This window comes from Kitasatospora sp. NPDC056184 (genome assembly GCF_042268405.1).
Classification (GTDB): Bacteria; Actinomycetota; Actinomycetes; order Streptomycetales; family Streptomycetaceae; genus Kitasatospora.
Genome location: NZ_JBHJUI010000010.1, coordinates 80,471 through 102,511 on the forward strand (window position 1 = coordinate 80,471; position 22,041 = coordinate 102,511).

Annotated in this window: 23 protein-coding genes; 11 read left to right on the forward strand and 12 right to left on the reverse strand. The window is 76.1% G+C overall.

Annotated elements, in window-relative coordinates:
• Positions 1-202 precede the first annotated feature (202 nt).
• Positions 203-1,867 carry a hypothetical protein gene (locus ACFC0B_RS20975; protein WP_376087587.1) on the reverse strand — a complete coding sequence of 555 codons (1,665 nt, stop codon included), beginning with the start codon at positions 1,865-1,867 and terminating at the stop codon, positions 203-205.
• Positions 1,868-1,977: 110 nt separating this feature from the next.
• Complete coding sequence (locus ACFC0B_RS20980) at positions 1,978-2,172, reverse strand: hypothetical protein (protein WP_350541028.1); 195 nt, start codon at positions 2,170-2,172, stop codon at positions 1,978-1,980.
• Between the two features lie 249 nt (positions 2,173-2,421).
• Here ACFC0B_RS20980 and ACFC0B_RS20985 point away from each other — a divergent pair, with 249 nt between their 5' ends.
• The 4 genes from ACFC0B_RS20985 to ACFC0B_RS21000 all read left to right on the forward strand — a co-directional run bounded on the left by ACFC0B_RS20985 (position 2,422) and on the right by ACFC0B_RS21000 (position 5,450).
• On the forward strand, positions 2,422-2,826 hold the full coding sequence (locus ACFC0B_RS20985) for an ankyrin repeat domain-containing protein (protein WP_376087589.1): 405 nt from the start codon (positions 2,422-2,424) through the stop codon (positions 2,824-2,826).
• Positions 2,827-2,850: 24 nt separating this feature from the next.
• Positions 2,851-3,393: a GNAT family N-acetyltransferase gene (locus tag ACFC0B_RS20990; RefSeq protein WP_376087591.1), complete on the forward strand. Its 543-nt coding sequence runs from the start codon at positions 2,851-2,853 to the stop codon at positions 3,391-3,393.
• 88 nt (positions 3,394-3,481) lie between these two features.
• Positions 3,482-4,558, forward strand: coding sequence for a serine hydrolase domain-containing protein (locus ACFC0B_RS20995; protein ID WP_376087593.1), 1,077 nt, complete (start codon positions 3,482-3,484; stop codon positions 4,556-4,558).
• A gap of 469 nt (positions 4,559-5,027) precedes the next feature.
• Complete coding sequence (locus ACFC0B_RS21000; RefSeq protein WP_376087595.1) at positions 5,028-5,450, forward strand: helix-turn-helix domain-containing protein; 423 nt, start codon at positions 5,028-5,030, stop codon at positions 5,448-5,450.
• A gap of 19 nt (positions 5,451-5,469) precedes the next feature.
• Here the strand turns inward: ACFC0B_RS21000 and ACFC0B_RS21005 are convergent, their stop codons facing one another.
• The 6 genes from ACFC0B_RS21005 to ACFC0B_RS21030 form a co-directional block, all read right to left on the reverse strand.
• Positions 5,470-7,662 (reverse strand): tetratricopeptide repeat protein, encoded by a 2,193-nt coding sequence (locus ACFC0B_RS21005; protein ID WP_376087597.1) that lies wholly within the window; start codon positions 7,660-7,662, stop codon positions 5,470-5,472.
• Positions 7,663-7,694: 32 nt separating this feature from the next.
• The gene (locus tag ACFC0B_RS21010) at positions 7,695-8,972 is read right to left on the reverse strand and encodes a hypothetical protein (RefSeq protein WP_376087599.1); all 1,278 of its coding nucleotides are present in this window, start codon (positions 8,970-8,972) and stop codon (positions 7,695-7,697) included.
• 459 nt (positions 8,973-9,431) lie between these two features.
• Positions 9,432-10,103 (reverse strand): vitamin K epoxide reductase family protein, encoded by a 672-nt coding sequence (locus ACFC0B_RS21015; protein WP_376087601.1) that lies wholly within the window; start codon positions 10,101-10,103, stop codon positions 9,432-9,434.
• Between the two features lie 64 nt (positions 10,104-10,167).
• Entirely contained in the window at positions 10,168-10,989 is an 822-nt protein-coding gene (locus tag ACFC0B_RS21020; RefSeq protein WP_376087603.1) for a DsbA family protein, read from the reverse strand.
• A gap of 201 nt (positions 10,990-11,190) precedes the next feature.
• The gene (locus ACFC0B_RS21025) at positions 11,191-11,868 is read right to left on the reverse strand and encodes a hypothetical protein (protein ID WP_376087605.1); all 678 of its coding nucleotides are present in this window, start codon (positions 11,866-11,868) and stop codon (positions 11,191-11,193) included.
• A 213-nt stretch (positions 11,869-12,081) separates the two neighbouring features.
• The gene (locus ACFC0B_RS21030; protein ID WP_376087606.1) at positions 12,082-12,411 is read right to left on the reverse strand and encodes a hypothetical protein; all 330 of its coding nucleotides are present in this window, start codon (positions 12,409-12,411) and stop codon (positions 12,082-12,084) included.
• A gap of 10 nt (positions 12,412-12,421) precedes the next feature.
• On the opposite strand from ACFC0B_RS21030, the gene ACFC0B_RS21035 reads away from it, so the two are divergent.
• From ACFC0B_RS21035 to ACFC0B_RS21045, 3 genes are all read left to right on the forward strand, one after another.
• Positions 12,422-12,670, forward strand: a complete 249-nt coding sequence (locus tag ACFC0B_RS21035; RefSeq protein ID WP_376087608.1) for a hypothetical protein — start codon at positions 12,422-12,424, stop codon at positions 12,668-12,670.
• Complete coding sequence (locus ACFC0B_RS21040) at positions 12,667-13,053, forward strand: hypothetical protein (protein WP_376087610.1); 387 nt, start codon at positions 12,667-12,669, stop codon at positions 13,051-13,053. The genes ACFC0B_RS21035 and ACFC0B_RS21040 overlap by 4 nt, the downstream gene beginning before the upstream one ends.
• Positions 13,054-13,357: 304 nt before the next feature.
• Positions 13,358-14,233 (forward strand): CHAD domain-containing protein, encoded by an 876-nt coding sequence (locus tag ACFC0B_RS21045; protein WP_376087612.1) that lies wholly within the window; start codon positions 13,358-13,360, stop codon positions 14,231-14,233.
• 5 nt (positions 14,234-14,238) lie between these two features.
• Here the strand turns inward: ACFC0B_RS21045 and ACFC0B_RS21050 are convergent, their stop codons facing one another.
• Entirely contained in the window at positions 14,239-15,042 is an 804-nt protein-coding gene (locus tag ACFC0B_RS21050) for a uracil-DNA glycosylase (RefSeq protein WP_376087614.1), read from the reverse strand.
• Between the two features lie 138 nt (positions 15,043-15,180).
• Between ACFC0B_RS21050 and ACFC0B_RS21055 the strand changes: the two genes are divergently transcribed.
• Together ACFC0B_RS21055 and ACFC0B_RS21060 are read left to right on the forward strand one after the other, a co-directional pair.
• Positions 15,181-16,158 (forward strand): slipin family protein, encoded by a 978-nt coding sequence (locus tag ACFC0B_RS21055; protein WP_376087616.1) that lies wholly within the window; start codon positions 15,181-15,183, stop codon positions 16,156-16,158.
• 76 nt (positions 16,159-16,234) lie between these two features.
• A complete protein-coding gene (locus ACFC0B_RS21060) occupies positions 16,235-16,702 on the forward strand; it encodes a CBS domain-containing protein (RefSeq protein WP_376087618.1) in 468 nt (155 codons plus the stop codon).
• Positions 16,703-16,715: 13 nt separating this feature from the next.
• Here ACFC0B_RS21060 and ACFC0B_RS21065 read toward each other — a convergent pair whose 3' ends face one another.
• Together ACFC0B_RS21065 and ACFC0B_RS21070 are read right to left on the reverse strand one after the other, a co-directional pair.
• On the reverse strand, positions 16,716-16,856 hold the full coding sequence (locus ACFC0B_RS21065) for a hypothetical protein (RefSeq protein WP_376087620.1): 141 nt from the start codon (positions 16,854-16,856) through the stop codon (positions 16,716-16,718).
• Positions 16,857-16,860: 4 nt separating this feature from the next.
• Positions 16,861-19,779 carry an FAD-binding and (Fe-S)-binding domain-containing protein gene (locus tag ACFC0B_RS21070; protein ID WP_376087622.1) on the reverse strand — a complete coding sequence of 973 codons (2,919 nt, stop codon included), beginning with the start codon at positions 19,777-19,779 and terminating at the stop codon, positions 16,861-16,863.
• A 132-nt stretch (positions 19,780-19,911) separates the two neighbouring features.
• On the opposite strand from ACFC0B_RS21070, the gene ACFC0B_RS21075 reads away from it, so the two are divergent.
• Entirely contained in the window at positions 19,912-20,538 is a 627-nt protein-coding gene (locus ACFC0B_RS21075; RefSeq protein WP_376087624.1) for a hypothetical protein, read from the forward strand.
• Positions 20,539-20,585: 47 nt separating this feature from the next.
• Positions 20,586-21,041: a hypothetical protein gene (locus tag ACFC0B_RS21080; RefSeq protein ID WP_376087626.1), complete on the forward strand. Its 456-nt coding sequence runs from the start codon at positions 20,586-20,588 to the stop codon at positions 21,039-21,041.
• Here the strand turns inward: ACFC0B_RS21080 and ACFC0B_RS21085 are convergent.
• Positions 21,016-22,029: a glycosyltransferase family 2 protein gene (locus tag ACFC0B_RS21085; RefSeq protein WP_376087628.1), complete on the reverse strand. Its 1,014-nt coding sequence runs from the start codon at positions 22,027-22,029 to the stop codon at positions 21,016-21,018. The two genes, ACFC0B_RS21080 and ACFC0B_RS21085, sit on opposite strands and share 26 nt — an antisense overlap.
• Positions 22,030-22,041: the final 12 nt, after the last annotated feature.

The following is a 22,041-nucleotide window of genomic DNA, read 5'->3' on the forward strand; positions in this document are numbered from 1 at the left end:
TCCCGTCCCGGGACATGCGTCGTCTGTCGTGCCGCCCCTGTTTGTACCCACCGGCGCCCGATTTGTCACATCTGGGCGGTGATATCACCCCAGGTGTCACCTATTTCACATCTGGTGATCGGTCGGCCGTTCCCCGACGAGCGTACCGGGAGGGGAACCGGCGGCCTGCGCCGCCCCTCCCGTCCGGGTGCCGGTCCGCCGGTCAGGCGAGCGGGCGGAAGCGTAGCGCAGCCGGGCCCTTGGCGAGGTCCACCCCGGCGTGCGGCTCGGGGCCGAGCTCCACCGGGACGGTCGGCGGGCCGTCCGGAACCGGCTGCACGGGCTGCACGGGCTGCACGGGCCGCACCGGCTGGACGGGCGCGGCCGGGGCGGGCGCCTCGGTCCGGGTGTCGCGGTGCGGCAGCAGGGCGATCACCGCGTCCCGCAGCGCCGCCGGGGCCTCCTCGTCCAGCGGGTCGACGGTGGCCGGCACCTGGAGGCGGACCGGGGCGCCGGTGCCGATCCGGGCGTAGCCGCGTCCGGCCGGGGCCTGCGCGGCGGGCACGATGTCCAGCGGCACCCCGAGCGCCGCGTGGCCCGCCTCGGGGCCGGCCGGGCCGAGCACCACCCGGGCCCGGGTGGTGGCCCGCACGCTCGGCGAGATCCGGTCCCGGGCCTCGACGTCGTCGGCGACCACCACGGTGACCCGGGCGGCCCGGCCGTGCCGCAGCGGCAGCTCCAGGAGGTCCTGCGGGTCGGGGCGGCCCTCGGCGTGGGCCAGCTCGCTCAGCTCGGTCGGGTGGTCGAGCAGCAGCCACAGCGGCCGGGTGACGTCCTCCGGGACGGCGCTGCCGGCGTGCCGGGCGGCGTTCAGCACGGTGAGCCGGCGCTCGGTCTCCTGGGCCGCCCACTGCAGCGCGGCCAGCGCGCCGTGCAGGCTGGTCTCCACGGTGTGCACGCCGGGCCGGTTGACCAGGCAGGCGTGCTCGCCGGTCCCGGCGCCGTCGATCACCACCAGGTCGGCGAAGGGCAGCGCCTGCAGCGCCACCGAGCGGACCAGGCTGGAGGTGCCGTAGCCGGCGACGCCGAGCGCCAGCAGGTGCGGCTCGGCCGAGCGCGGGCCGGTGCGCCAGACCACCGGCGGCTGCTGGGCGAGCGCCCCGCCCTGGTGCACCGGGATGGTGCGGGCGCTGCCGTCCCCGTCGGTGAAGCCGAGCACGATCTCGCCGGGGGCCGCCACGAACCGCTGCGCGGCGATGTCGGTGGGCAGCGGCGCCAGGGCGGCGATCCGCAGCGTGTTGGACTCCTCGTCCCAGTCGAAGCGGTACTCCCGGGCCCGCCCGGCCTTGCCCTGGACGACCTGCTCGATCCGGGCCCGGGCGGCCGGCTCGGTGTCGGTGAAGTACGCCGGGTAGGCGATCTCCAGCCGGGCGAGCCGGCCCTCGGCGTCGAACTCCCAGCCGGAGAAGGCGTCCCGGTGGCTGCCCTCGTGGTGGTAGAGCGGGCTGAGGCCGTCGGGCCCGGCCAGGTACGGGGTGAGCGCCGCGTACAGCGCGCCGAGCTTGACCTCGGCGAGGTCCGGCTCGGGCGGGGCGGGCGCGGCCTTGGGCGCGCGGCCCGCCCAGGCGGCGCTGGCCATCAGCGCGATCAGTGCGAACAGCAGGCCGTGCGGCAGCAGGTAGATCCCGATCAGCAGGGCGGCGGTGAGGAAGAGCGTCGGGCCGCGCCGGTCCTTCGGGGTGCTCCGCCAGCGCTCCTTGGCCCAGGCGGTGTGGTGGCGCAGTCCGCGGCCGATGACGGTGAGCGGCGCGAACATGTCGGAGGCGTGGTCGCCGGCGGTGCGGGCGAGGTCGCGGCCCCTGGCGAGGTGGTGGCGGTTGAGCGGCATTCCTGGCTCCCCGGGCGAGTGGGACGGTCGGTGGGAAGGGCGTGCGGCCGGCGGCAACGACCGGGCCCGGGGCGGTGGGATCCGCGCCCGGGCCGGTACGGGGAGTGGGGCTAGAACTTGATGCCGCCGAGCAGGCTGGCGAGGCTGGCGCCGCCCGCCGTGATGCTCGGTGCGATGGAGGAGCCGGCGACGTAGAAGCCGAAGAGGGCGCAGACGAGGGCATGGGAGACCTTGAGTCCGTCCCTGCGGAAGAAGAGGAAGGCGATGGTGCCGAACAGGACGATGCCGGAAATCGAGAGGATCACGATCTGCTCCTCGGGGGGAGGGGGCGGGGACAGTGCCACGGAAAGTGCCACAATCGTGACAAAAGGTAATAGCGGATGGAACGGGGCAAATGGGTGGATTCCCGGAGTGGCCGCCCGGTGCCGGAAAGTTCGCCCGAACGGCCGCGCAACCTTCGCGCTCGCGCCTCGTGCGCTACCGTGCCTCCGGCGCGACCGCCGACAACGCCGGACGGCCCCCGCCGGGGCGCGTCCCCGGAGAAAGGCCGAGACATGACCGACACCCCCGACGCCGATGTGATCGCCCTGGCCGGCAAGCTCTTCGACGCCGCCCGGGCCGGCGACACCGCCACCCTCGCCGCGTACGTCGACGCCGGCGCCCCGGCCGACCTCACCAACGACCGCGGCGACACCCTGCTGATGCTCGCCGCCTACCACGGCCACGCCGCCGCCGTCACCGCCCTGCTGGAGCGCGGCGCCGACCCGAACCGGGCCAACGACCGCGGCCAGACCCCGCTCGCCGGCGCCGTGTTCAAGGGCAGCGACGACGTCCTCGACGCGCTGCTCGCCGGCGGCGCCGACCCGGCCGCCGGCACCCCGTCCGCCGTCGACACCGCCCGGATGTTCGGCAAGGAGGCCCTGGTCGCCCGCTTCGAGGGCCGCCCCGAGGCGGGCTGAGCGCGGGCCGTAGGCTTGACCACCATGGAGAGCACCACCACCGGCGGCCCCTTCGTGCACGACACGAAGGGCGACGGCATCGAGATCCGGATCACCGGCTTCGGCCACCCCGACGCCCAGCTCCTCGCGGCCGAGGTCCAGCAGGAGTACGTCCGCCGCTACGGCGAGGCCGACCTCACCGAGCTGCACCCCGAGCACTTCGACCCGCCGGCCGGCCTCTTCCTGGTCGCCTACCTGGACGGCGTGCCGGTCGCCTGCGGCGGTTGGCGGGCCAAGCGGGCCGCGCCGTTCGGCATCCGCGACACCGACGCCGAGCTGAAGCGGATGTTCGTCCGCCCCCAGGCGCGCGGCCGGGGCCTGGCCCGGGTGGTGCTGCGCCACCTGGAGCGGACCGCCGCCGAGGCCGGGCGCACCCGGTTCATCCTGGAGACCGGCACCGAGCAGCCCGAGGCCGTCGCCCTGTACACCTCCGAGGGCTACGCGGCGATCGAGAAGTTCGGCCTCTACCGCGAGCACGAGCAGAGCATCTGCCTCGGCAAGGAGTTCGACGGCGCGTTCGCCGTCTGACCCGCGCCCCGGCCGGGTAGCCTCCCGAGGGGTCCGACGGGCCCCTCGGGAGGCTCGCGGGTTCGCGGGAGACGGGGGAGCGGTACGGATGACCGGATCGGTGCCACCCGCCCCGCTCGCCGAACTCGCCGCGCCGGGCGGACCGTTGGATCGGCTGGTGGCCGCCGGACTGCGCGCCGCCGGGACCGGCGGCGTCTGGTCGGTCGGCGACGCGGGCGGGGTCCGCGGCCGCGGCCGCACCGGGGTGCTCGGCCAAGGCCCGTACAGCGAGCGGCCGATGGACCACGACACGGTCTTCGACCTGGCCAGCGTCACCAAGATCGTCGCGCTCTGGCCGTGCGCCGGAGCCCTGTGGCAGGCCGGCCGTCTTCCGCTGGACCGGCCCCTCGGCGACTACTGGCCGCCGGCCGCCGGCCGTCCCGTCGGTTCCGTGACAGCCCGTCAGCTGCTCACCCACACGGCCGGGTTGCCGCTGCGCACCAGGTTCGCCGCGCTGTACGGGAGCGACCCGGCGGCGATCCGCGCCGGGGTGCTCGCGGCCCCGCTGCACCGCCCGCCCGGCGCCGCCGTCGAGTACACCGACCGGGCCGCGGTCCTGCTCGGCCACCTGGTGGAGTCGCTGGCCGGCGCGCCGCTCGACGAACTCGCCGCCCGGCAGACCTGGCGGCCGCTCGGCATGGCCGACACCCGCTACGGCCCGCTCGGCCCGGAGTGGGAGGGCCGCACCGCCCCCACCGAGGACGAGCCGACGGCGGGCGGCGCGCTGTGCGGCGTCGTGCACGATCCCTCCGCGCGGCTGCTCGGCGGTGTCTCCGGCAACGCCGGCGCCTTCTCCACCGCCCGTGACCTGGAACGCTTCCTCACCGCGCTGCTGGCTCCGCCCGCCGGGGCGGCGCCCCCGTGGGACGGGCCGTGGGCCGCCGAGTCGCTGCGGGTGCACACCGGCGGCCTCGCGCCCGCCCGCGGCCTGTCCTGGCTCTGCGCCGCCGGCACCGACCCGGCCGAGGGCACCTTCGTCCACTACGGCTTCACCGGGACCGGCATCTGGATCTCCCGCCGCCGCGGCCGCTGGGCGCTGCTGCTCACCAACAAGGTCCACTACGACCGGGACTTCCGGCCGCTCACCGACCTGCGCAACGCCTTCCGCCGGACGGTCTTCGGATAGGGCGTGCGGCGAAAGGCGTCGCCCGGGAATTCCGTGAGCCATTCGGACGTTGCTTCCCGCCATTGACGGGGGCGCTGCCGAGGGGCATGCTGATCCCTGTTGCGGGACTATTGCGCAAGGCTGTCACCGATATTTCCGACGCCCCGGGGGAAGGGCGTTGGAAACAGGGCCGGAAGGCCCCCCAGATTTGTGGGGGGCGAATCCGCTCCGGCCGTCGGGGGGTGTCGGCCACTCCGCTTCGGCCGGGATCGGCCGAGGTCAGCGCCGTGCCGCCCGGAGGGATGCGACCCGGGCGGCGGCGACCGTGAGTTTCCAGGGCAGCGCACGATTTCAGGAATGCGGTGATTCCATGGTGGTCCAGAACTCTGCCGGAGACCGGCGCGGGAACTTCCCGGGTGGCGGTCGGGAGATATTCGCGGGAGAGTCCGGCAAGTCCGCCCGGCCGGTTTCCGGGGCGGCTCCGGGGGAATTGGCGGGCGAGGACTTCGGGACGGCGCTGCGGCGGCTCAGACTGGAGCGCGGCCTGTCCATGCGGGCCCTCGCCCAACGGCTCGGCTACAGCGCGCACAGCGTCTTCTCCGACATCGAGGCCGGCCGCCGCATCCCCTCCGAGTCGCTGACCGGCTCCTACGAGGAGTGCTTCGGCCTGCCGCCGGGCTCGCTGCTCCCGCTGCGGCGGCGCGCCCTGGCCGACCGGGCCCGCCGGCTGACCGGCCGCCCGGCCGCCGCGCCGCCACCGGCGCCGTCGATCCCGCCCGAGCCGGCCTGGGCCGCGGCCGGGGGCGGCCCGCACCGGTCGACCGCGCCCGACTCGGTGCTGGACGCCGCCGCCCGGCTGGCCGTCGCCGTCCTCTCCCGCACCCGGACCGTGGTCGACCGCTGGCGCGGGTGAGGACCCCGACGGCGCTCCCTCAGCCCGCGGTGGCGGCCCGCCGCGCCAGGCATTCGGCACGGGCGGCGCGGACGTCCTCGTCGTCCGGCAGCAGCTCGGCGGCGATGTCCAGGTCGGCCAGCGCCGCCTCCCAGCGGTCGGTGCGCAGCAGCACGAAGGCGCGGTTGAAGCGGACCAGCGGATCCTCGGGCGCGAGGCGGACGGCATGCTGGAGGTCGGCCAGCGCGGCCTCCGGCTCGCCCGCCCGGTAGGCGGCGCCGGCGCGCCCGCAGAGCGCGGGCAGCAGGTCCGGATCGGTGCGCAGCGCCCGGTCGAAGGCCTCGATGGCGGCGCGCTGGTCGTCCTGCTCGGCGTGCACCCGGCCCAGCACCGCCAGCAGATGGGCGTTGTCCGGGGCCAGCGCCAGGCCGGCCAGGGCGTCGCGCTCGGCGCCCGCCACATCGCCCTCGTCGAGCAGCAGCCCGGCCCGGTTGACGTAGGCGTCGACGAAGCTCGGGTCCAGCACCAGCACGTAGCCGAAGTCCGCGAGCGCGCCCTCGACGTCGCCCAGCGAGCAGCGGACGTCGCCGCGGTTGTAGTACACCTCCGGGAACGGCGGGCCGAGCCGCAGCGCGGTCCCGTACGCGGCCAGGGCGCCCTCCTCGTCGCCGCGCCGGCGCAGCAGGTTGCCGAGGTCGAAGTGGTACTCCGGGTAGTTCGGGTCGCTCTCGATGACGGAGCGCAGGTCCGCGAGCGCCTCGTCCAGCCGGCCGAGGCCGGCCAGCACGGTGGAGCGGTTGTGCCGCAGCACCGAGCGGTGCAGGCTGTGCTCGTCCGCGCCGAGGTCCCGGTCGAGCTCCGCCAGTCCGGCGGTGACCAGGTCGAGCGCGGCCTGCGGGCGGCCGCGGTGGGCCTCGACGAGGGCCAGGCCGTTGTTGTGGAAGACGGTGTTGAAGGCGCGCTGGCGCGGGTCGGGCAGCAGCGAGGCGATCGCGATCGCCTGGTTGATCCAGGCCACCGCCCGCTCGTGGTCGCGGCGGTCCGGGGAGCGGTGGCGGGTGTAGAGCATCGCCGTCGCGTAGGCGCACTGGAGGTGGGCGGTCGGGTCGACGGAGTGGACCCGCACCTCGTGGCAGACCGCCTCGGCCTCCTCGGCGCGCCCGAGGGCCGACAGCGAGGTCGGCATCTTGCCGGTGAAGTGCCACCAGGCCTGCGGGAACGCCACCGGGTCGAGGTGGGAGCGGCCGCGGCGGCAGAACTCCAGGCTGGCGTGGTAGAAGCCGAGCAGCATGCAGGCGTCCATCGCCTTGGCGAGCGCGGGGAGGCCGGCGCCGCCGACGTCGGTGCCGTGTTCGAGGTGGTAGGGGAGGGCGCCCAGGTCGAGCGAGGGCTCGCCGAGCGCGGCGAGTTCGGCGGCCCGCCGGTCGTGCAGTTCCCGGCGCTCGCGCACGGGCAGCGCGCGGTAGGCGGCCAGGGCGGCCGGGTCGTCGCCGGTGCCGTCGCCGGCCACGTACCGGGCGGCCAGCTCGGCCTCGGTCGGCGCTTCGCCCTGCGGTTCGCCCCGGGGTTCGCTCTGCGCTTCGCCCTGCGCTTCGCTCCGGGGAGCGGTGACGAGCGTGCAGTACCGGGCCAGCACCTCGGGCAGGTTCTCGCCGAGCGGCGTGCCGGCCTCCACCGCCCGGTCGACGGGCAGCGGGTCGAGCAGCGCCCCGGTGCCGCCCGCGACCACGGTCAGCAGCGCCGGATCGGTGCGCCGGAGCAGGACGGAGAGGAACTCCAGGTCGGTCGGGTCGGCGTGGTCGAGGTCCTCGACCAGCAGGGCGTGCGGCCCGTCGGCCCGCCGGGTCAGCAGCTCGGCCAGGAACTCCTGGAGGCCGTGCGCGATGCGCAGGGTCCGCCAGCGGGAGTAGAACCTGGTCCGCTCCTGCGGGACGGCCAGCGAGGTCAGCGTCTCCCGGGCGGCCGGCACCCGCTCGCGCAGCTCCGGCGCGACGGTCAGCAACTCCACCTGGTGCGCGGCGACCAGCTCCGGCCACCGCTCGGCCGCCGCGGGCACGACGGCGCGCAGCAGCGTGCCGGCCGCCGTGTAGGGGCCGCGCAGCCGGCGGTGCGCGGAGACCTCGGGCAGCAGCGGCTCCGGCAGCGCGAGCGCGGCCCGGGCGGCGGCGCGGTCGCGGCGCAGGGTCCCGGTCACCAGGACGTGGTGGCCGGATCCGGTGGACGGTGTGGACATCGGACCTCCAGGGGCGGCGGGGCGGGGCGGGATCAGGGGGCGGCCGGGAGTGCGCCGGGAGTGGCCGCCGCGCGCCGGGCCCGCCGCTCCCGCAGGTACAGCGCGGTGGAGAGGGCGACCTCGCCGACGGTCAGGGCGAGGAAGACGATGCTGTCGGCCAGTCCGGCCCAGCGGTGGCCGCCGTCCCCGGACAGCTGGTCGAGCACCGACCGGTACGCCCGGGCCACGATCGGCGGCAGGTTCACCGCGAGCGTCGCCAGGGCCAGCGTGTAGCCGACCGCCATCAGCACCGCGTACCAGCGGGCCACCGCGCGGTCCCGCGGGTGCCAGCGCTCCGGGTCGTACGGGGCCGGGCGGCCGCGCAGCCGTGCCCAGCGGTCGGCCAGCAGTTGCTTGGCGGTGGTGTGCAGGTCCACGCAGCCCAGCACCGTGACGACGAGGTAGTACACGTCGGTGCGCAGGAAGAAGAAGGCCTGCCAGATCACCCGCAGCACGGTCGAGTAGGCCAGGCCGAGCGCGACCCCGCCGACCGCGGACAGCGCGCCGTCGGCGTGCCGGGTGCCGGCCGCGACCAGCGTCAGCACGGCCAGCACACCCAGGTCGGCGAGCACCCCGGCGAGCATCGGCAGGATCCGGCGCCGGCGGTCCACGCTGACCAGGCCGTCGAGTTCGGTCTGCACCACCACGAAGTACAGCCGCCGGCCCACCGACAGCCGGGACGGCAGGCCCAGCCGCCGGCCGGCCAGCGCGTGCGCGGCCTCGTGCACCAGGATCAGCGGCGCCTGCGCCAGGAACATCACGATGACCAGCACCGACAGGTACGGGGTGAAGAACAGGTGGCGGTAGCCGGGGACCAGCTCGGGCGAGCGCACCAGGGCGACCGCCGAACCGGCCAGCAGCGCCAGGTAGAGCGCGGCGCCGACCGGGGAGAACACCGCGCGGCCCAGCCGCTGCCAGCGCACCGGCGCGGGCGGCGGGGCGGGTGCCTCGCCCGGGTCGCGCAGGAAGCCCAACTCGCCGAGGTCGGCGACGAACTCCTCGATGTCGACCGCCTCGCCGTAGCTCTCCGCGTACCAGCGGGCCGCCTCGGCGGGCTCGGTGCCCTCGACCAGCCGCCGCAGCAGGGCGGCGCCGTCGGCGGGCAGGACGACGAAGGTGCCCTCGTCGAGCCGGCCGACGGTCACCTCCTCGCCCTCCGGCTGGAAGACCAGCGGGTGGAAGGCCAACGGGGCTTCGCCGCGCGGTTGTTCGGGGATCGGGAGGCCGTCGCTCGCCGGTCCGGGCGGTGCGGTGGCAGGCCGGTCTGGCATCGCTCCTCCGAGCGGATCGCCGGGCGGGGGTCGTCGCGGCTCGTCGGCGCGGGCCACCGGCGGCGGGCGGGGTCGTGGAGACCGCCCGCCGCCGGGGCACGGCGCTCGGGACTAGGCCGGGAGCACGACGGGCGGCCAGGTCGGGCCACAGGGGCCGCCGCCGTAGAGCGAGGCGCCGCTGGTCAGGCGGACGGAGCCCGCCTTGCGAATGGCGATCTTCTTCATGTCGGTCACCTCCTCTCGCGGGTGTAGGGACGACGGTGCCCCCGGGCCGGACCCGGGCCGCCGCCGGGGCGGCCGACCGGGTCCGTCGGGGACACGTCATCTCTAGCAGGGGAGGAGGTCTGTACTCGATGCCTCGCGAACACTTCGGGTCCAGGGCCAGAACTGGTCGCGTACGGCGCCGCGAACACGGCGTGAGCCCGCGAACCGACGGTGCGTCAGGCCGATCCGGGCGCGTCAGATCAGCGTGGACCAGTACGACCAGAACCGATTGAGGACCAGCAGGGCGATCACCGCCGCCCACAGCACCGGCAGTGCCCAGTGGTAGCGGGCCGCCTCCCGGACCACCGGCCGCAGCCGGGGTCCGACCGGGATCACCCCGGAGCGCAGGTTGTGCAGTGTCGTGTACCAGAACAGCGTCACCACCGTCGCCCAGACCACCATGCAGTACGGGCAGAGCGCGCCGATGTCGTACAGCGCCTGGTCGATCAGCCAGTGCACGAAGCCCACCCCGAACACCGTCCCCGCCTGGAGGCCGAGCCAGAACCACCGGCGGTACGCGGCCCCCGCCAGCAGCCCGGCGCCGACCGCCGCCAGTGCGCCGAACGCGGCCAGCCCCAGCAGCGGGTTGGGGAAGCCGAGCACCTCGGCCTGGTCGGTGCGCATCACCGAGCCGCAGCTGATCACCGGGTTGAGGTTGCAGCTCGGGATGTAGGAGGGGTCCTCCAGGATGCGGAGCTTGTCGAAGGTCAGCACGGCCGAGGCGGCCAGCCCGATCAGGGCGGCGACCAGCAGGAACAGGGAGAACGCGCGGCCCGCGCCGATCGGCGCCGCACCGGGGGCGGCCGGTGCGGGGGAGGCGGGGCGGGAGGACGGCGAGGAGGGGGGCAGAGCGGTCGATGCGGTCATGGCAGAGCACTCCGTGGGTGAGGAAGGGGCCGGCCCGGCCGGGAATCGGCCGGGCCGGTGGTGCTCACTGCAAGCCCGCGGCCTGCTTCACCTGGGCGGTGAACTGCTCCGGCGTCACCGCGCGGTTGCCGCTGAACAGCGTCAGCTGCTTGCCGTCCACCTTCACCGTCGGGGTCCCGGTCACCCCGCTGTCGTTGAACGCGTCCGCCACCTTCTTCGCCCACGGCGCGTACGTCCGGTCGTTGACCGCCTTGACGAACGCGTCCGTCTTCAGGCCCGGCACCTGGTCCGCCAGCTCCAGCAGGAAGGCGACGTTGCCGAAGCCGTCCTCGCGCTCGTCGGGCTGGTTGGCGTACAGCACGTCGTGGTACGCCTTGAACTTGTCCACGCCCTCGTTCACGGCGGCGCCGATCGCGGCCAGCGCGGTGCGCGAGCCCTTCCCGTTGAGGTTCTTGTCCAGGAACGCGGCCAGGTGGTACTCGACCTTGACGGTGCCGTCGTCCACCAGCTGCTTGACGGCCGGGCCGTTGGCGGCCTCGAAGGTCTTGCAGACCGGGCAGCGGAAGTCCTCGAACACCTGGAGGGTGTGCGCGGCCTCCGGCTTGCCCCAGGTGATCACGGTGCCGTCGGCGCCGGAGGTGTTCGCCGGGACGACCAGCGTGGTCGGCTCGGCCGCCGCCGAGGAGGACTTGTCGTCGCCGGCCGTGCTGATCGCGAGTGCGGTGCCGCCGACCAGGGCGAGCGCGACGGCGGCCGAGACGCCGACGACGATCCGCCGACGGCGCTTGGCGGCCTGCTTCTCCTGGCGCTGGGCCTCCTGGATGCGCTCACGGGCGCTGGTCTTCTGGGCCTGCTTGCGGGAGGGCTTCTGGTTGGGGTGAGCCATGCTCGGTCAACTCCGTGGTGGGGGCGCGCCGCGGGGCGCGCGGGGGTGTCCCGCTCCGGCGCGCGGCGCGGCGTGCTGGGCACGGGGGCGCGGGGCGGGAGGGGTGACTGGACGAGAGGCGGAGTTGTGCGCCGCCCGCCGCGGGACCTTCGGAGGACCGGCCTCACCGCGTCGGCGAGGGGTCGGGCTTCGCAGGGCTCGTCAGCAGGCAGGCGCGAGCAGCGGCGGGCCGCGGCGCGGCGCGGGGCTCAGCACCACGTCCTCGCGGCGCGGGCGGCGGCGGTCCGAGACCGGCAGCGGCACCCGCAGCACCGGCCGGGCCGGCGCCGGGACCAGCAGCAGGACCAGCGCGCGCAGCGGCGCCGAGACGGCCTGGCGCAGGGCGCGCAGCGCCCGCCCGAGGCCCGACAGGGCGGCGTCGCCGAGCCGCAGCCAGGCGGCGGCGGCCAGCGCGATCACCAGGTGCACCAGCAGGAGCAGCACCTGGGTGGCGGCGGGCGCCAGCCGTCCGGAGTGCCCCAACTGGCCGTAGAACAGCGAGGATCCGTCCACCGAGCCGCCGCCACAGACCAGCAGGTTCATGCCGCGGGCCGGGAGGTCGCCGCCGAGGACCGGGCCACAGGCGGTCTGGCCCAGGTTGAAGGTCGTGTTGAGCAGCAGTTCGACCGGGACCATCACGGCGGCGATCTGCGGCAGCCGCCGCTCCCCGCCGGCGAGCACGGACGTGACCAGGAAGACGACGGCGGCGGCCATCGCCACCAGCGTGAGCGGCAGCGGACGGCCGGTGATGAGGACCTGGCCCAGCGCGGACAGCGGCACGGCGAGCGCGGTGAACACCGCGGCCCGCAGGGCCCTCGTCGCGTGGGTGGAGGTCGTCATGTTCGGGAGTATGTCACGACGTTTACATCGGGCACGAGGGTGCGTCCGGGGTCGCGGCCGGATCGGGGCACAGGTTGTCCCGCATCGGTCGTCCGTTCGGGAGGTGGGGGCGGGGAGTTCACCGGAGCGATGGGTTTGGCGGGGTGCCGGTCGGGTGAGGGGCCGTCAGCCACTGACGGGGGCGGTGGGGCGGTCCGACAATCGGGCGATGGACTACGCCCCTGGCCCGGGGGCGACGGCGCCGTGGCCCCTGCCCTGGCCGTCGCCCTGGGCGTCGCCGTGGCACTGCCCGTCGCCGTCGCCGTCGGTCCCTTCGCCGTCGGCCGCGTCGCCCTCACTGCCCTCGCCGACGCCGGTGGTGCCGACGCCGACGGTCTCCGCGGCGCCGTCGCCGTCGGTCCCTTCGCCGAGCTCCGCGCCCGTGCCGTCGGTGGTACCGACCTCCGTGGCCTCCGTGACCTCTCCGGCCTCCCCGGCCGCCTCACCGCACGCGGTGAGACCGGCCCCGACCCCGGTCCCGGTGCCGCCCCGGGCCCCGATCACCGTGGAAGCGGTGGCGCCCGTTCGGCCGGCCTCGCCGAGCTGGACGGCGCAGCCCCCGCCCCCGGCCCCGCCGACCGCCCCCGGCCCGACCGCCACCCTCGCGGTCGTCGCCGCCGCGCCCCCACCGCCCGCCGCTCCGCCCGACGCCGGGCTCGACCCGGGCACCTGGGCGGCCGTCCTCGTCCTCACCGTGCTCGTCCCGGCCGCCCTCGCGGCCGCCCTCGGCCACCACCACACGACCTCCCGGAGCCGCCGATGAACCCCGCCCCCCTGCTGAGCGCCGCCGCGTGCGTGGCCCTGGCCGTCGGCGCCCTCGCCGTCGCCCACCGCGTACGCCCGGCCGTCCCGGAGGGCGAACTCCCGCCCGAGCCCCACCCCGTCCTCTCCAGCATCGGCTCCGGCCTGCTGTCCGGCTTCATCCTGCTCACCGGCTTCCTCGTCGCCACCGGCTGGGCCGCCCGCACCACCGGCACCCTCCCACCCCGGGGCCTCTACCTCGCCGACATCGCCGCCGGCACCGCCGTCCTCCTCTACCCCGCCCTCGCCGGCCTCCCCTTCACCCCCCGCTACACCACCGCCGTAGTCTTCTTCGCCGCCCTGGTCGGCTACACCGTGTCCCTGGCCATCCAACTCCGCCCCTGACCCCACCCACTCCGACACGGGATTCCAGCCGGATCTCCCCGCGCGCCGGCGGCATGGAAAGTCGGCCAGGCCGACTTCCCGCCCCGGGCGCCACCGCACCGGGTTGGAGGCTCGCGTGCGCGGTGGCGGCGTAGGAAGTCGGGCAGGCCGACTATTCAATCCGCATGTTCCTGTCAATTGTGAGTGGTGGGGTGGCTTGGCGGGTGCTGTCGTGGCTCGGGCGGGCGGAAGGGGGTCTGCCCGGGGTGGGGTGGGCGGGCTAGCCTGGAGGCGTTCCGAAGGCGCCGGGGAAGGGTGCGGGCGGATGGCGGGCGACGTGGTCACGGTGGGTGAGGTGGTGCTCGGGCGGATCCGGGCGCAGGCCGAGGTGCTGGCCGGGCTGGACGAGGCGGTGCGGGCGGACCGGCCGGACGCCGTGCACCGGATGCGGGTCGCGTGTCGGCGGTTGCGCAGCGCGTTCCGCACCTACCGGCGGTTGCTCGCGCCCGGGGCCACGGACGAGTTGGTGGCCGAGCTGCGGTGGTTGGCCGCCGCGCTGGGGCGGGCCCGGGACCGGGAGGTGCTGGGTGAGCGGCTGGCGGCTCGGGCGCGGGAGCTTCCCGCGGAGTGCGGGCCCCAGCGGGTCGCGGCGGAGTTGGAGCGCTGGGGGAGTGCCGAGTACCGGCGGGTCCGGCCGGAGGTGGTGGCCGCGCTGGACAGCTCGCGCCGCCGCGCCCTGGCGGACGGCCTGGCGGCACTGCTGGCCGACCCGCCGCTGCGCGGTCGGGCGGGCCGGGCGGCCGGTCCGGAGCTGGCCCGGGTGGCCGCGCGCGAGCAGCGGCGGACGGCGGAGCGGGTGCGGACGGCGCTCGCGGACAGCGCGGAACCGGACGTGGCCCTGCACGAGGCCCGGAAGGCGGCCAAGCGCGCCCGGTACGCGGGCGAGACCGCGGTGCCGGTGGCGGGCCGGGCGGCGGAGCGGTACGTGGAGCGGATGAAGGCCGTCCAGGAGGTCCTGGGCGAGCACCAGGACGCGGTGGTGGCGTCGGCCGCGCTGCGGGACCGGGCGGGCGCGTCCGAGGAGCCGTTCGCCTACGGGGTGCTGTACGGGCAGCAGCTGGCCGAGGCGGAGCGGGCCAGGCTCGCGCTGCCGGAGGTGTGGGCGCGGGCCGCCCGGCCGAAGTTGGCGCGTTTCGTCTGAGCGGGTCACTCCTCGGCCGGGGCGAGGCCGGCGGTGCGGGCGGCGGTGCGGAGGAGGTCGCGGAGCATGGCGGTGGTGAGGCGGCCGGTGTTGGTGTTGCGCGGGCTCACGTGGTAGCAGCCGTACAGCTCCAGCGGTGGGCCGCCGTGGCGGGACGGCAGGGTGACGTGGGCGCCGTGGCCGAACAGGGGCCGCGGGCGTGGGATCGTCCAGCCGGCCGCGTCGAGTGCGGGGAGCAGCGCCTGCCAGGCGAAGCCCCCGAGGGCGACGACGCTGCGCACGGTGGGGCGCAGGAGGTCGAGCTCGCGGGCGATCCAGGGGCGGCAGGTGTCGCGTTCGGCGGTGGTGGGCTTGTTGTCGGGCGGGGCGCAGCGGACCGGGTCGGTGATCCGCACGCCGTGCAGGGCCAGGCCGTCGCCGTGGCGGACGGACTCGGCGCGGTTGGCGAGGCCGAGGCGGTGGAGGGCGGCGTAGAGGAGGTCGCCGGAGGGGTCGCCGGTGAAGATCCGGCCGGTGCGGTTGGCGCCGTGTGCGGCGGGGGCGAGGCCGACCAGCACGAGCGGGGCGTCGGGCGGGCCGAAGCCGGGGATCGGGCGGGCCCAGTAGTCCCAGTCCAGGTAGGCGCGGCGCTTGGTGCGGGCGGTCTCCTCGCGCCACTCGACCAGTCGCGGGCAGGCCCGGCAGCCGGTGACGACGCGGTCGAGGGCGGTGAGGTCCGCGGCGCGGGCGGCGGCCGCGGCGGGGTGGCGCGGGTGGTCCGGGTCGTCGGCGGGGTCCGGGAGGCCGACGGGGGGCTGCGGCTGCGGCATGGCGACGATCCTAGGGCGGGAACCCGGTTCGTTCGGGAGTCGGCCGGGCAGGCGTAGCGTGGAACCAGTGGTTCCGGCGGTCGACGGCCGGGTCGGGTCGGCGGCGGGCGGGGCTCGCTGCTGCGCGAGGAGGCCGTCATGGTCGTCGATGTGGTGGTCGGGGTCATTGTCGCGGTGCTGTTGCTGACGGCCGTGGTGGGCGGGCTGAGCCTGCGGGTGGTGCAGCAGTTCCAGCGGGGTGTGGTGTTCCGCTTCGGTCGGGTGCGCGACGAGGTGCGCGCTCCGGGGCTGGTCGCGCTGATGCCGGTCGCGGACCGGCTGCGCCGGGTGAACGTGCAGATCGTGACGCTGCCGATCCCGGCGCAGGAGGGCATCACCCGGGACAACGTGACCGTCCGGGTGGACGCGGTGGTGTACTTCCGGGTGGTGGACCCGGTGAAGGCGATCGTCAACGTGCAGGACTACAACTTCGCGATCTCCCAGGTGGCGCAGACCTCGCTGCGGTCGATCATCGGCAAGAGCGAGCTGGACGACCTGCTGGCCAACCGCGAACCGATCAACCAGGGCCTGGAGCTGATGATCGACAGTCCGGCGCTGGGCTGGGGGATCGAGATCGACCGGGTGGAGATCAAGGACGTCGCCCTGCCGGAGGCGATGAAGCGCTCGATGTCCCGGCAGGCGGAGGCCGAGCGGGAGCGGCGGGCGCGGATCATCACGGCGGACGGCGAGTACCAGGCGTCCGCGCGGCTGTCGGAGGCGGCCGCGGTGATGAGCGAGACCCCGGCGGCGCTCCAACTGCGGCTGTTGCAGACGGTGGTGGAGGTCGCCGCGGAGAAGAACTCGACGCTGGTGCTGCCGTTCCCGGTGGAGCTGCTGCGGTTCCTGGACAGCGCGGCCGAGACGCACCGGCGCGGGGCCGCGCAGCAGGGTGGCACCGCGCAGCGGGGTGGCACCGGAGAGGACACGGGGGAGGTGGCGGCGGAGGCGGAGGAACCGACACTGCCGGGCATGGAGCAGCTGGAACTGCCGCCGCTGGAGGAGGTGCTGGACCGCGCGCCGCTGGACCCGCCGGAGCGGAGCGGGGGCGGCCGGGAGCGGGAGGAGGACGGGACCTAGCGGGCCCGGTGGCGGGGCTCCCGGCGCCGGACCACGATGGAGACGTGGGAGGGACAGGCACGTCAGGAGGCCGATCATGACCAGTGCGGGCGACATCATGCACCGGGGCGCCGAGTGCGTGCGCGAGCACGAGACGCTCGCCACCGCGGCCCGGATCATGAAGGAACGCGGAGTCGGGGCACTGCCGATCTGCGGGGAGCGGCAGAAGCTCCTGGGCATCCTCACCGACCGGGACATCGTGCTCAAGTGCGTGGCCGAGGGGCTGGACGCGGAGCAGGTGACGGCCGGGGACGTGGCCCAGGGGCGGCCGATGACGGTGGAGGCGGACGAGGACGTCGATCAGGTGCTGCGGGTGATGGAGCAGTACCGGGTGCGCCGGCTGCCGGTGATCAACCATCCGGAGCACGAGCTGGTCGGCATGATCAGCGAGGCGGACATCGCGCGCGGCATGCCGCAGGCGCGGGTGGCGGAGTTCGTGACGGCGGTCTGCGCCGAGGACTCGCCGCGCTCGAAGGAGGTGCTGGAGACGCCGCAGGGCGTGTGACGGACGGGGCGGCTCAGGCCAGCGCGTAGACCGCGGTGGCGTGGGCCGGCGCGTCCTCCTCGCCCTCCGCGGTCAGGGTGATGTCGAGGAAGGCGGTCGTGTCCGCCTCGGCGGTGGTGAGGGTCGTGCCGCCATTGTGGCGGGCGCGCCGCACGGTGTCAGGGCTTCGGTTCCCGTGCTGCGCGCAGCGCCCGCTGCATCAGCTCCGCCAGGTGCAGGGCCCGGCGGCCGTCGGCCAGCTGGGCGATCTGGGTACGGCAGCTGAATCCGTCCGCGAGGACCACGGTGTCCGGCCCGGCGGCGCGGACCTCCGGGAGCAGGACGCGCTCGGCGATCGCCACCGACACCTCGTAGTGGCCGCGCTCGAAGCCGAAGTTGCCCGCCAGCCCGCAACACCCGGAGTCCAGCACCCGGTTGGCGACGCCCATCCGCCGCTCCACCCGGCGGTCGGCGTCGCTGCCGAGCACGGCGTGCTGGTGGCAGTGGGTCTGGGTGACGGCGTCCACCGGCAGCTGCGGCAGCGGCGCGTCGGGCGCGTACTCGTCGATGAACTCGGCGAAGGTGCGGGTCCGTTCGGCCAGCGGGCGGCCCTCGGGGCCGAGCAGGCGCGGCACCTCCTCGCGCAGGGTCGCGGTGCAGCTCGGGTCGAGTCCGACGACCGGGGTGCCGGCGGGCAGGCCGGTGGCGGCGAGCGCGGCCAGGCTGCGCCGCATCGCCCGCCGGGCGCCGGGGAGTTGGCCGGTGGAGTACCAGGTCAGGCCGCAGCAGACCGGGCCGGCCGGCAGTCGGACGTCGAAGCCCAGGTGCTCCAGCACCTCCACGGCCGCGCGCAGCACCTCCGGCTGCAGGTGGTTGGCGAAGGTGTCCGGCCAGAGCAGGACGGGCGGCGCGCCGGCCGGGGCCGGGCCGGTGGCGGCGCGGTGGCGCCGGTACCAGCGGGTGAAGGTCTCCGGCGGCAGGACCGGCAGCACCCGGCGCGGGTCGATCCCGGCGAGCCGCTTGAGCGCGCCCGCCGCCGGCGAGCGGGCGACGGTGTTGGCCGGGCCGGGCGCCAGGGCGGCGCCGCGCAGCCAGAGCGGCAGCCGGCCCAGCGCGTAGTGGGCGGCGGGCCGCGGCCGGTGCCGGTAGTGCTGGTACAGGAACTCGGTCCGGTAGGTGGCCATGTCGACGTGGACCGGGCAGTCGCTCGCGCAGCCCTTGCAGCCGAGGCAGAGGTCCAGCGCCTCGCGGACCTCGGCCGAGCGCCAGCCGTCCGGGATCGTGCCGCCGAACCGGCCGCCGCCGCGCAGCATCTCGGCGAGCAGCCGGGCCCGGCCGCGGGTGGAGTGCCGCTCCTCGCCGGTGGCCATGTAGCTGGGGCACATCACCCCGGTCGTCGGGTCGACGCACTTGGCGACGCCCACGCAGCGGCGCACCGCCTTGGCGAGGCTGCCGTCGTCCTGCTCGTACGGCAGGGCGAGCGGCAGCGGCAGCACCGGGCCGGTGAACCGCAGGTCGGCGTCGAGCGGGCGCGGGTCGACCAGGGTCCCGGGGTTGAGCAGCCGCTCCGGATCCCAGATCCGCTTGAACTCCCGGAACAGCTCGATGACTTCGGGCGGGTACATGCGCGGCAGCAGCTCGCCGCGGGCCTGGCCGTCGCCGTGCTCGCCGGAGAGCGAACCCCCGTACGAGACCACCAGATCGGCGGCCTGCTCCAGGAACTCCCGGAAGACCAGCACCCCGTGGGGCGCGGCCAGCGGGAAGTCCATCCGCAGGTGGACGCAGCCCTCGCCGAAGTGCCCGAACGGCACGCCGCGCAGGCTGTGGCGGCGCAGCAGCGCGCGCAGCTCGCGCAGGTAGTCGCCGAGCCGCTCCGGCGGGACGGCGGAGTCCTCCCAGCCGGGCCACGCCTCCCCGCCCCCGGGGAGCCGGGTGACGATCCCGGCCCCCGCCTCGCGCACGGTCCACAGCTGGTGCTGCTCGGCCGGGTCGGTGACCACGGTGACGGCGGCGGTGCGCTCGCGCCGTACGGCGTCGGCGATCCGGCGGGCCGCGTCCAGCGCCTCCGCCGCCGTCGCGCCGCCGGTCTCCAGGAACAGCCAGCAGGTGCCGTCGGGCAGCCGGTCCAGGGCCGGCGGGCGCGGCCCGGCGGCGAGCAGCGCGGCGATCAGGTCGGCGGCCATGCCCTCGACGGTGAGCGGGCCGAGCGGCAGCAGCGCGGGGACGGCGTCGGCGGCGGCCGTCTCGTCCGGGTATCCGGCCAGCACCAGGGCGCGGGCGGGCGGGTCCTCGACCAGCTTGACGGTGGCGCCGAGCAGCAGCGCGCAGGTGCCCTCGGTCCCGGTGAGCGCGCGGGCCAGGTCGTGGCCGCGCTCGGGCAGCAGCGCGTCCAGCGGGTAGCCGGAGACCCGGCGCGGCAGGGCGGGCATGCCCCGGCGGATGACGGCCAGGTTCCGGTCGGTGAACTCCTGGAGCCGGTGGTGGAGCTGGCCGGCCCGACCGGGCAGCGCGGCGAGCGCGGCGCGCCCGTCCGGGCCGAGCGGGCCGCCGACGGTCAGCTCGGTGCCGTCGGCGAGCAGCAGGTCCAGCGACTCGACGTTGTCGGCGGTCCGGCCCCAGGCCACCGAGTGCGCGCCGCAGGAGTCGTTGCCGATCATGCCGCCGAGGGTGCAGCGGCTGTGCGTGGACGGGTCGGGGCCGAACCGCAGGCCGTACGGGCGCGCGGCCCGCTGCAGGTCGTCCAGGACGGCGCCGGGCTCGACCCGCGCGGTGCGGCGCCCGGGGTCCACGCCGAGCACCGCGCCGAGGTGGCGGCGGAAGTCGAACACCACCGCACCGGGGCCGATCGCCTGCCCGCCGATGCTCGTCCCGGCGCCGCGCGCCACCACCGGCACCTCGTAGCGGCGGCAGAGCGCGAGCGCGGTGCGCACGTCGTCGAGGTCGGCGGGCTTGACGACGCCCAGCGGCAGCTGGCGGTAGTTGGAGGCGTCGTGGCTGTAGACGGTGCGCTCGGCGGCGCCGAAGCGGACCTCGCCGCGCAGCACGGCGGACAGCTCGCGGGCCAGGTCGGTGCCGGGCGCGGTGTCGGGTCGGCTCACGGGCGGTCCTCCCGGGGCGGTGGTGCCTGCCGGCGGCGGGTACGGCTGAGCCGATCATCGCAGCCGCGGCCGGCGGGCGGTACCGGGAAAGGGCTGGCCGGGCACCCGCGGAGTCTGGCAGGGTCGGTGTCCGTGATCACCGACCCTCATGACGCCCCCCGCCCGTTCCTCGCCCACCTGCCGGCCGGCGAGCGCCTCCCGATCCCGGAGGACGCCGCACCGTCCTGGGAGGTCTTCCCGTACGAGCCGTCCGAGGGCGGCGGGCTGCGGGTGCGGCCGCTGGACGCCCCCGAGCTGCCCGAACCGCCCCGGCACGGCGAGGCGGGCCCGGCGGAGTGCGGCGAGTGCGGCCGCCCGGACGCGGACTTCGTCTGGACCGACGAGCACTGGCGCCTGCGCGCCTACGGCCAACCGCACGGGCTGCCCGCCGTGCTGCTGCTCAACCCGCGCGGCCACCACGACCTGCTCGACCTCCCGCCGGCCCGGGCCGCCGAGCTCGGCCCGGTGCTCCAGCGCGTGGAGCGGGCGGTCCTCGGGCTCGGCGGCATCGGCCGGGTCCACGTCAGCCGCTGGGGCGACGGCGCGGCCCACCTGCACCTGTGGCTGATCGCCCGCCCCGAGGGCCAGCGGCAGCTGCTCGGCTCCACCCTGCCGCTGTGGATGGACCTCCTGCCGCCGCTGCCGGACGACGTCCGCGCCGACACCCTGCGCCGGATCGCCGCCGCCCTCGCCGCCGACGGCGGCACCGCGCACGTCTGACCGCCGGGGCGCCGGGCGTTGTCGGAGGTGTCCGCCGGCCTGCGGACATGAGCGTGCCCGACGTCGCCCGGCGACTCCCGACCGTCTCCGCCCTGCGGGACCTCCGCCTCGCGAGGGCGGCGGTGGAAGCCGTCCTCGCGCCCGGCGACCCGTTCCGCCGGCACGGATTCGGTGCCCGGGGGGCGTCGGGCTGCGAGGTGGCCGGGACGGACGACGGCACCGGGGACTCGTCCGTGATCGTCTTCTCGGCGGTCGGCGCGAACCACCTGTTCGACCTGCTGGTCGACGGGACCCCGGAGGCGTTCAGGGACCGGGCCGAGGCGTCCTGCGAACGGCCGGTGGACGTCGACGCGCTGCGCCGCCTCTGCGCACTGCGGCCGCCGACCGCCCCGATGGCCGGGGCGCTCGACCCGGGCGCCGACCTCCACCGGCTGCGCCCGGCCCTCGCCGCCACCGCGTGTCCGCAGGCCGCGGGGCCTACCGCCGGCGGGCCGCTCCGGTGAGGGTGCCGGCGGCGATGTGGGAGAGCTTGGCGACCTCGAACGCCGGGTAGGCGCCGCCCGCCAGCAGCGAGAACTTGACGCCCTCGCGGCCGGCCGGGCGCCGGTGGCCCGGCGGCTGGAAGCGGCGGTGGTGCTCGGCCGCCCGGTGGAAGAACTGCGGGCGCTCGGCGCGGGCGACGCAGCCCGCCAGGTCGAAGACGAACAGGTAGTGCCGGATCATCCGGGTGAACAGCGCCTCCCGGACGGCGTCCGGGGCGTCCAGGACGTCCAGCAGCGCGAAGGTCCGCTCGTACTGCTCGAAGATGTCGAAGCTGCTGCTGCCCGGCGAGCCGGTCGGGTGGACGGTCTCGCGGCGGCGCAGCTGCACGAAGGCGCGCGGCAGGACGGCGATCCGGCGGGCCGTCAGCATCGCCCGGTGGACGGGCGGGATCTCCTCGTACCGGCCGTCGGGGAAGGTCAGGCCCTGCTGCAGCCAGTGCGCGCGGGCGACCAGGCGGTCCCAGATCAGCGCGGGTGCGCCCAGCAGCTCCGGGTGGTCCAGCGGGGCGAAGGCCTCGGGCCCGACCTCGGCGAGCAGCGCCTCGGCGCCGCCGGGCCAGTCCCGGTCGCCGTGCCGGCGGGTGTGGCCGAAGAGCAGCAGGTCGACCGGCCCGGTCCGGTCCAGCCGCTCGGCGAAGGCGCCCAGGGCGTCGCGGGCGAGCAGGTGGTCGGCGTCCAGGAAGAGCAGGTACTCGCCCCGGGCGTGGGCGGCGCCCGCGTTGCGGCTGACGCCGACGCCGACGGCCGCGTCGAGGCGCAGCACGGAGACCTGGGGGTGGCGGGCCGCGTAGCGCTCGGCGAGCTGCGCCGGGATCTCGGGGGAGCGGTCGACGACCACCAGCACCTCGAAGTCGCGGAAGGACTGGGCGAGCAGCGAGTCCAGGCAGTCCGCGAGCTGTTTCCGCTGGTCGTAGGCGGGGATCACGACGCTGATCAGGGGTGAGGGCATGACGCGGGAGCG

Bases quoted from the DNA above. Each gene is read 5' to 3' on its own strand.
- ACFC0B_RS20975 (WP_376087587.1), bottom strand. From the start codon at position 1,867: ATGCCGCTCAACCGCCACCACCTCGCCAGGGGCCGCGACCTCGCCCGC.
- ACFC0B_RS20985 (WP_376087589.1), top strand. From the start codon at position 2,422: ATGACCGACACCCCCGACGCCGATGTGATCGCCCTGGCCGGCAAGCTC.
- ACFC0B_RS20990 (WP_376087591.1), top strand. From the start codon at position 2,851: ATGGAGAGCACCACCACCGGCGGCCCCTTCGTGCACGACACGAAGGGC.
- ACFC0B_RS20995 (WP_376087593.1), top strand. From the start codon at position 3,482: ATGACCGGATCGGTGCCACCCGCCCCGCTCGCCGAACTCGCCGCGCCG.
- ACFC0B_RS21005 (WP_376087597.1), bottom strand. From the start codon at position 7,662: ATGTCCACACCGTCCACCGGATCCGGCCACCACGTCCTGGTGACCGGG.
- ACFC0B_RS21010 (WP_376087599.1), bottom strand. From the start codon at position 8,972: ATGCCAGACCGGCCTGCCACCGCACCGCCCGGACCGGCGAGCGACGGC.
- ACFC0B_RS21015 (WP_376087601.1), bottom strand. From the start codon at position 10,103: ATGACCGCATCGACCGCTCTGCCCCCCTCCTCGCCGTCCTCCCGCCCC.
- ACFC0B_RS21020 (WP_376087603.1), bottom strand. From the start codon at position 10,989: ATGGCTCACCCCAACCAGAAGCCCTCCCGCAAGCAGGCCCAGAAGACC.
- ACFC0B_RS21025 (WP_376087605.1), bottom strand. From the start codon at position 11,868: ATGACGACCTCCACCCACGCGACGAGGGCCCTGCGGGCCGCGGTGTTC.
- ACFC0B_RS21040 (WP_376087610.1), top strand. From the start codon at position 12,667: ATGAACCCCGCCCCCCTGCTGAGCGCCGCCGCGTGCGTGGCCCTGGCC.
- ACFC0B_RS21045 (WP_376087612.1), top strand. From the start codon at position 13,358: ATGGCGGGCGACGTGGTCACGGTGGGTGAGGTGGTGCTCGGGCGGATC.
- ACFC0B_RS21050 (WP_376087614.1), bottom strand. From the start codon at position 15,042: ATGCCGCAGCCGCAGCCCCCCGTCGGCCTCCCGGACCCCGCCGACGAC.
- ACFC0B_RS21055 (WP_376087616.1), top strand. From the start codon at position 15,181: ATGGTCGTCGATGTGGTGGTCGGGGTCATTGTCGCGGTGCTGTTGCTG.
- ACFC0B_RS21060 (WP_376087618.1), top strand. From the start codon at position 16,235: ATGACCAGTGCGGGCGACATCATGCACCGGGGCGCCGAGTGCGTGCGC.
- ACFC0B_RS21080 (WP_376087626.1), top strand. From the start codon at position 20,586: ATGAGCGTGCCCGACGTCGCCCGGCGACTCCCGACCGTCTCCGCCCTG.
- ACFC0B_RS21085 (WP_376087628.1), bottom strand. From the start codon at position 22,029: ATGCCCTCACCCCTGATCAGCGTCGTGATCCCCGCCTACGACCAGCGG.